Consider the following 7,475-nt stretch of genomic DNA (forward strand, 5'->3'; position numbering starts at 1 on the left):
TCGTCGACAACGCGGCACTCGATCACCGCCCGATCCGCGTCGAGATGCTGCCCGACGGCCTCGAGGCCGAGCTCATCGAGGCGGCAGAACGTGGTGAGGAAAGGCGCGGCGAAGGTAGCGTTGAGCACGTCGAGGTCTTCCGGATGGTGAGTGTAGGAACTTCCATCCTCGGGGGACCTCGACCCCTATCCAGCCACCGCCGCCCGACCCCCGACTACACCCTCAACTGCGAAGAGCCATTTATCCCGCCGACATGGCCCGATTGCGGCCGTGGGAGAGTCAGCGCGCCCGCGGGTGCGACGTGAGGTACACGTCACGCAGGGCGTCGACGGTCACGTGCGTGTAGATCTGCGTCGTCGCGACGGAGGCGTGACCGAGCATCTCCTGTACGACGCGCACATCGGCCCCGCCCTGGAGGAGGTGCGTCGCGAACGAGTGCCGGAAGGTGTGCGGCGACACGTGCGCCTGCAGGCCGGCGCGCTCGGCCGCCGCCTGGATGATCAGCCACGCGCCCTGGCGCGACAGCGGCGCCCCCCGCGCGCCGAGGAACAGGCGCGGGCTCGCGTGCCCGCGACGTGAGAGTTCCGGGCGAGAACGGGCCAGATAGGCGTCGACGGCGGCGCGGGCGTACGAGCCGACCGGGACGATGCGCTCCTTCTGCCCCTTTCCGCGCACGCGCAGCAGTTCGGTGTCGCCCGCGATGTCGTCGACGTCGAGCTGCATCAGCTCCGAGACGCGCGCGCCGGTGGCGTAGAGCAGTTCGAGCAGAGCGCGGTCGCGAAGGCGGATCGCATCGGTCTCGGTGGCGATGCCGGGCGCAGGGCCGGCGGCATCCAGAAGCGCCGCGATCTGATCGATCGTCAACGCCTTCGGAAGGCGTTGGGGCGTCTTCGGCGGGGTCAGGCGATCGCTCGCGTCGGAGAGCTCGATCCCCTCCCGCACGAGGAAGCGGTGCAGGCCGCGCACCGACGATTGCAACCGCGCCAGAGACGTCGCCGCCGGCGGCGGATCGGCGGCAGCGCGATCCGCGGTGAACTGCGCGACGACAGCCGGGGTGATGTCGGATGTGTCCTCGACGCCCGCGGCGGCGAGCCACTCGCCATAGCCTCCGAGATCGCGCCGGTACGCCGCGACCGTGTGCTCCGAAAGGCCGCGCTCGATCGTGATGTGACGCAGATACGCGTCGATCGCACGCTCGAGCTTCACCGCATCATCCGCTCCGACGCACGCTCACCGATGCCCGTCACCGCGCGTGGCCGGATCCGTCCTCGCCGATGCTCCGTGACCGCCGCGGCCAGGGGGCGTCGCCCGGAGCCAGCGTCGCCCAGTCCCGCGCGCGCGACGCGTGGGCGGCGAGCGCCCCGACGACCAGTGACGGATTCTGCACACGGCGCGCGAGCACGGCGTCGACGACCTCATCCAGCGGCACCCACCGCACCTCGATGTCGGCTTCTTCCGCCTCCCGGGCGAACGTCTCCTCCGCCGCACGCAGATCGCGTGCGAGGTAGATGCGGATGGTCTCGTCGCTGCCGCCGGGCGAGGTCATGAACTCCCCCAGCACGTGCCAGGATGCCGCGACAAGGTCCGCTTCTTCGGCCAGCTCGCGCTGAGCCGCCACGAGCGGCGACTCACCGCCGATGTCGAGCAGCCCCGCCGGGATCTCCCAGTCACGCAGCCGCACCGGGTGGCGGTACTGCTTGATGAGCAGCACCCGATCGTTCTCATCGAGCGCGAACACCGCCACCGCGCCGGTGTGATCCATGTACTCCCGGACGATGGACGCCCCGTTGTAGGCGACCTCGTCGCGACGGATGTTCCACACCCGTCCGACGAACGGCGTCTCGCTGCGGACGACCTCGACCTCGACCGCCTCGTCGGTCAGTGGCGCCGCCGCCGTCGGGTCAGTCACCCTCGACCTCGAAGAGCTCGCTCGAGCGGTGCCGGTCCAGTGCCGCCGCGATGAGCCCGCGGAACAGAGGGTTCGCTTCGGTCGGCCGCGAACGCAGCTCGGGGTGCGCCTGCGTGGCGATGTAGTACGGGTGCACGTCGCGCGGCAGCTCGACGTACTCGACGAGCCCGTGGTCGGGCGACAGACCCGAGAACCACATGCCGGCGTCGGCGATCTGATCGCGGTAACGGTTGTTGACCTCGTAGCGGTGGCGGTGACGCTCGCTGGCGCGCTCGGCGCCGTACACCTCGGCCGCCAGCGACCCCGCGGCCAGTTCGGCCTCGTAGAGCCCGAGCCGCATCGTGCCGCCCATGTCGCCGTGGTCGATGATGTCGACCTGCTCGGCCATCGTCGCGATCACCGGGTGCGTGGTGTCGGGGTCGAACTCGCTGGAGGAGGCTCCCTCGATGCCGGCGACATTGCGCGCGTACTCGATGACCATGCACTGCAGTCCCAGGCAGATGCCGAGGGTCGGGATGCCCTGCTCGCGGGCGAAGCGCAGGGCGCCGAGCTTGCCCTCGATGCCGCGGATGCCGAAGCCACCGGGAACGACGATGCCGTCCAGCGCGCCGAGCGCCTTCTCCGCGCCCTCCGGCGTCTCGCACAGGTCGGAGGCGATCCACTGGACCTGCACCTTGGTCTCCTGCGCGAAACCACCGGCCTTGAGCGCCTCGGTGACCGACAGGTAGGCGTCGGGCAGGTCAATGTACTTGCCGACGAGACCGATCGTCACCTCGTGCTTGGGGTTGTGCACGGCGTTGAGGACCTTGCTCCAGCGCGTCCAGTCGACCTCGGCCGCCTTGGCGCCGAGACCGAGCGCATCGACGATGTAGCTGTCGAGGCCCTGCTCGTTGAGCATCGTTGGGATGTCGTAGATGGAGGGGACGTCGATCGCGTTGACCACGGCATCCTCGTCCACGTCGCACATCAGCGCGATCTTGCGCTTGTTCGACTCGGTGACGGGGCGGTCGCTGCGCAGCACGAGAGCGTCGGGCTGGATGCCGATCGAACGCAGGGCTGCCACGGAGTGCTGGGTGGGCTTGGTCTTCTGCTCGCCCGACGCGCCCATGAACGGCACGAGCGACACATGCACGAAGAACACGTTCTTGCGTCCGAGCTCATGGCGGATCTGGCGCGCCGACTCGATGAACGGCTGCGACTCGATGTCGCCGACGGTGCCGCCGATCTCGGTGATGATCACGTCGGGCTTGGGCGACTCGTCGGCCTGCAAGCGCATGCGGCGCTTGATCTCGTCGGTGATGTGCGGGATGACCTGCACCGTGTCGCCGAGGTACTCGCCGCGGCGCTCGCGCGCGATCACCTGGGAGTAGATCTGCCCCGTGGTCACGTTGGCGGCCTGACTCAGCTCGATGTCCAGGAAGCGCTCGTAGTGCCCGATGTCGAGATCGGTCTCCGCACCGTCGTCCGTGACGAACACCTCGCCGTGCTGGAACGGGTTCATCGTGCCCGGGTCGACGTTCAGGTACGGGTCGAGCTTCTGCATCACCACGCGCAGTCCGCGCGCCGTCAGCAGATTGCCCAGAGACGCGGCGGTCAAGCCCTTCCCCAACGACGAAACGACACCGCCCGTCACGAAGATGTGCTTGGTGGTGTCGCTTGAAGTCTTGCCCGCCGTCTTACCTGCTGAATGAGTGTCCGTCACGGGCTTTCATCCTATCAGTCCGGAATGGCCGAGGCTCAGAAGCTCCCGGGCGTGGTCGAGCGCGGTGGTCGAATCAGCCAGCCCCGACAGCAGTCGCGCCATCTCCGCCTCGCGGTCGGCTCCGCTGAGCGCGCGGACGCTGGAGGCGGTGACCGAGCCGTCGCCGGCTTTGACCACGCTGAGGTGGTTCGAGGCGAAGGCCGCCACCTGGGCGAGGTGGGTGACGACGATGACCTGACTCGTCTCGGCGAGGCGTGCGAGGCGGCGACCCACCTCGATCGCGGCGGCGCCGCCGATCCCGGCATCCACTTCGTCGAACACGAAGGTGGGCACACCGCCGGTGCCCGCGATGACCACCTCGATCGCGAGCATGACGCGGCTGAGCTCGCCCCCGGATGCGCTCTTGGCGACCGGGCGGGGCTCGGCGCCCGGGTGCGGCGCCAGCAGAATCGTCACCTCGTCCCGGCCGGATGCCGACGCCCCACCCTCCTCGACGGCGACGACGACGCGTGCGTCGGGCAGCGCGAGCGCGTGCAGCTCCTCGGTGACGGCGGTCGCGAGCCGCTCCGCCGCCGCGCGACGAGCGGCCGTGAGTCGTTCGGCGGCCGCGTCCAGGACGGCCGCGGCGTCGCGCTCGTCGCCGCGGAGACGCGCGATGCGCTCTCCGTCGTCGTCGAGCTCGGCGAGACGGAACGCGCCCGATCGAGCCAGCTCGAGTGCGGCTTCCAGGCTGCCGTGGGCACGCACGATGCTCGTCACGGCGGCCCGGCGCTCCTCGACCGCGGCGAGTTCGTGGGGGCCTGCATCGTCCAGATCCGCCAGGTACGCGCTCAGCTCGGTGGCGAGATCAGCGACCCGATACGAGATGTCGTCGAGGATCGCTGCATGGGCGGCCAGCACGGTGTCGGCGCGGACCACCCTCTCCAGCGCGCGACGCGCCTCGGCGACGAGCAGTCCCACATCGGGGACGTCACCGCCGCCCGACAGCGCATCGTGGGCGATGGCGGCCGCCTGGCGCAGTTCCTCGACGTTCGACAGTCGTTCGGCACGTTGGGCGAGCTCGATGTCTTCGCCCGGCTGCGGATCGACCTGCTCGATCTCGGCAAGAGCAGCACGCAGCTGTTCGGCTTCGGCAGCGCGCGCCTCGGCGTTGCCGGTGATCTCCGCGATCTGGGCGGCGAGCTCACGCTGCGCGGCGTAGGCCTGCCGGTACTGCTCCAGGACGGGCCCGATCTCCGCGGCGCCGAAGCGGTCGAGCGCATCGCGCTGGGCTGCGCCCGAACGCAGCCGGAGCTGATCGGACTGGCCGTGGACGACGACGAGCTGCTCGGCGAGTTCGGCGAGCACGCCCGCGGGCGCGGCGCGCCCGCCGACGCTCGCGCGGCTGCGTCCCTCCGCGGTGACCGTGCGGCCCAGGTACAGCTCGGCGCGCCCGTCACCGATCGGTTCGACCTCTCCCCCGGCATCCGCCACGCGGTCAGCCACGGCGCCCGACTCGGGGACCAGCCACACGCCCTCGACGGCCGCCTGGGCTGCGCCGGCACGGACAACGCCGGAGTCGGCGCGCGCGCCGAGAAGCAGGCCGAGCCCGGTGACGACCATCGTCTTGCCGGCACCGGTCTCTCCGGTGATGGCGGTGAAGCCGGGACCCATCGGAAGCGTCGCGTGAGCGATGACACCGAGGTCCCGGAGCGTCATCTGCTCGATCACGCGCGCCCCTCCGCGCCCATCGGCCGTGACGCTGAGGTCTCATCGGGACCGCGCCATCCGGTCACCGGCAGCTGGAACTTCCGCACCAGCCGGTCGGTGAACGGAGCCGGATGCAGGCGCGCAAGGCGCACGGGCTGCGAGGACTTGCGCACGACGACACGAGCCCCTGGCGGCAGGTCGTGAGAGCGTCTGCCGTCGCACCACATGATTCCCGTGCCGTCCGTGCGCGCGAGCACCTCGATCGCAACAGTGGCCTCCGGTGCCACCACCAGCGGGCGCGCGAACAACGCGTGAGCCGACAGCGGAACGACGGCGATCGCGTCGACGGTGGGCCAGATCACCGGGCCGCCGGCGGAGAAGTTGTAGGCCGTGGACCCGGTCGGGGTCGCGATCACGACGCCGTCGCAACCGAAACTCGACAGCGGCCGGCGGTCGATCTCCATGACGACCTCCATCATCCGCTCCCGCGCCGCCTTCTCGACGGTGGCCTCGTTGAGGGCCCAGGTCTCGTAGATGACGTCTCCACCCGCGTCCTTGACGCGCACGGAGAGCGTCATCCGCTCCTCGACCTGATAGTCGCAGGCGATGATGCGACGCATCGCGTCGTCGATGTCGTCCGGATCGATCTCGGCGAGGAAGCCGACGTGCCCCATGTTGATGCCGAGGATCGGGGCGGCACCGTCGCGCACGAGCTCGGCGGCGCGCAGAATCGTGCCGTCGCCGCCCAACACCACCGCCAGCTCGATGTCGGTGACCGCGACGTCGGCCCCCAGGGCGGCGAGGGGGCCGAGATCCGACAGCGCATCCACCAGCTGCGGGTCGTCCACTGCGAGCACCGGACGAGCATCGGCGGCGATGAGCGCGGCGATCACGCGCCGAGCCGCTGCCACCGTGTCGTCGCGGCGCGCGTGCGCCACGACGAGGATGGAGCGCGGCGTTGTCGGATCTGTCATACCGCTCCCGTCGCTTCGTCGATCGTCCTCAGCCATTCTGTCGGATTGCCATGAGAGGCCGGAGCGTCACCATCATCCTGTGGGCGCTGATCGCGCGGGCGCAGGTGGACGAGGTATTCGTGATTGCCGTGCGTGCCGGCGAGGGGCGAAGAGATGAATCCCGCCGTCGCCAGCCCCGCATCCCACGCAGCCCACAGCACCCCGGCCGCAGCGTCGGCGCGAGCCGCGGCATCCGTGACCAGGCCCTCACGCACACCGGTGCGCCCCACCTCGAACTGCGGCTTGATCAGCAGGATGATGTCGCTGTGCGCCGGCGCGACAGCCGCGATGGCCGGCACCACCAGCGTGAGCGAAATGAACGACAAGTCCGCAACGATCACATCGGGGTGGACGGGAAAGCCCGCCGCGTCGGAGACCGACGCCGCCGTCATGTATCGGACATTGAACCCCTCCACGAGGCAGACGCCCGCATCGCCTCGGATCGAGGGAGCCAACTGGTCATGGCCGACGTCGACCGCGACGACCCGACTCGCTCCACGCTCGCGCAGTACCTGAGTGAACCCGCCCGTCGACGCCCCGAGGTCGAGCGCTTCGCGGCCCGCGACCTCCACGTCGAAGGCGTCGAGGGCTGCCAGGAGCTTGTGCGCTGCCCGGCTCACGTAGTGATCGGCGCCGTCGACGACGAGCACAGCGTCATCCGACACCGGCGTGGACGGCTTGAGCACGTAGACACCGTCGACGGTGACCAGACCCGCCTCGATGTCGCGGGCCGCCTGGGTGCGCGACCGGGACAGCCCTCGAGAGGCCAACGCCGCGTCGAGTCGAGCCGTCACTGCGCGCCGTCGCGCGGACCGGACTCGAGCCGGCGCGCGAGATCGTCGTGCAACGCGACATAGGCGGCCGCCCGTTCAGCGAGCGGCTGCTCCTCGATCACCTCGAGCGCGGACAGCAGGTCCTCGCGGCGCGCGTGCGAGTCGTCGGCGTTCATGGACATACCCTCCACGATAGTCGCCGACGCCGACACGACCGCGGCGACAGCGAAAGCTGCCGGCATCGTTCATGGCAATGCTTCGGGTCGTGTTAACGGGAAATGGCCACCCATCGTTGGGTGGCCATTTCCTGAAAAGAAGTCCGGCGGTGTCCTACTCTCCCACAGGGTCCCCCCTGCAGTACCATCGGCGCTGTGAGGCTTAGCTTCCGG

At 70.0% G+C, this 7,475-nt stretch carries 7 protein-coding genes; all 7 read right to left on the bottom strand.

Annotation, left to right across the window (positions count from 1 at the left end; translation table 11 throughout):
* Positions 1 to 279: 279 nt before the first annotated feature.
* From xerD to ABS64_RS14485, 7 genes are read right to left on the bottom strand one after another with little or no spacing between them, the layout of a single operon-like run.
* Positions 280 to 1,206 carry a site-specific tyrosine recombinase XerD gene (gene xerD, locus ABS64_RS14455; RefSeq protein WP_036285174.1) on the bottom strand — a complete coding sequence of 309 codons (927 nt, stop codon included), beginning with the start codon at positions 1,204 to 1,206 and terminating at the stop codon, positions 280 to 282.
* A 37-nt stretch (positions 1,207 to 1,243) separates the two neighbouring features.
* The gene (locus ABS64_RS14460; protein ID WP_005055180.1) at positions 1,244 to 1,909 is read right to left on the bottom strand and encodes an NUDIX hydrolase; all 666 of its coding nucleotides are present in this window, start codon (positions 1,907 to 1,909) and stop codon (positions 1,244 to 1,246) included.
* Positions 1,902 to 3,611 (bottom strand): CTP synthase, encoded by a 1,710-nt coding sequence (locus ABS64_RS14465; protein WP_016465410.1) that lies wholly within the window; start codon positions 3,609 to 3,611, stop codon positions 1,902 to 1,904. The genes ABS64_RS14460 and ABS64_RS14465 overlap by 8 nt, the downstream gene beginning before the upstream one ends.
* Positions 3,612 to 3,617: 6 nt before the next feature.
* Positions 3,618 to 5,321: a DNA repair protein RecN gene (recN, locus tag ABS64_RS14470; RefSeq protein ID WP_292684485.1), complete on the bottom strand. Its 1,704-nt coding sequence runs from the start codon at positions 5,319 to 5,321 to the stop codon at positions 3,618 to 3,620.
* Entirely contained in the window at positions 5,318 to 6,274 is a 957-nt protein-coding gene (locus ABS64_RS14475; RefSeq protein WP_288120278.1) for an NAD kinase, read from the bottom strand. Before ABS64_RS14475 ends, recN begins: the two co-directional genes overlap by 4 nt.
* A complete protein-coding gene (locus tag ABS64_RS14480) occupies positions 6,271 to 7,107 on the bottom strand; it encodes a TlyA family RNA methyltransferase (RefSeq protein ID WP_016465412.1) in 837 nt (278 codons plus the stop codon). The genes ABS64_RS14475 and ABS64_RS14480 overlap by 4 nt, the downstream gene beginning before the upstream one ends.
* A complete protein-coding gene (locus tag ABS64_RS14485) occupies positions 7,104 to 7,262 on the bottom strand; it encodes a hypothetical protein (RefSeq protein WP_005055189.1) in 159 nt (52 codons plus the stop codon). Before ABS64_RS14485 ends, ABS64_RS14480 begins: the two co-directional genes overlap by 4 nt.
* Positions 7,263 to 7,475: the final 213 nt, after the last annotated feature.

The sequence above is a fragment of the Microbacterium sp. SCN 69-37 genome (genome assembly GCF_001724435.1).
GTDB lineage: Bacteria > Actinomycetota > Actinomycetes > Actinomycetales > Microbacteriaceae > Microbacterium > Microbacterium laevaniformans.

What these genes read in the sequence shown, in the direction of transcription:
- ABS64_RS14475 (WP_288120278.1), bottom strand. Translation starts at nt 6,274, where the DNA reads ATGACAGATCCGACAACGCCGCGCTCCATCCTCGTCGTGGCGCACGCG.
- ABS64_RS14485 (WP_005055189.1), bottom strand. Translation starts at nt 7,262, where the DNA reads ATGAACGCCGACGACTCGCACGCGCGCCGCGAGGACCTGCTGTCCGCG.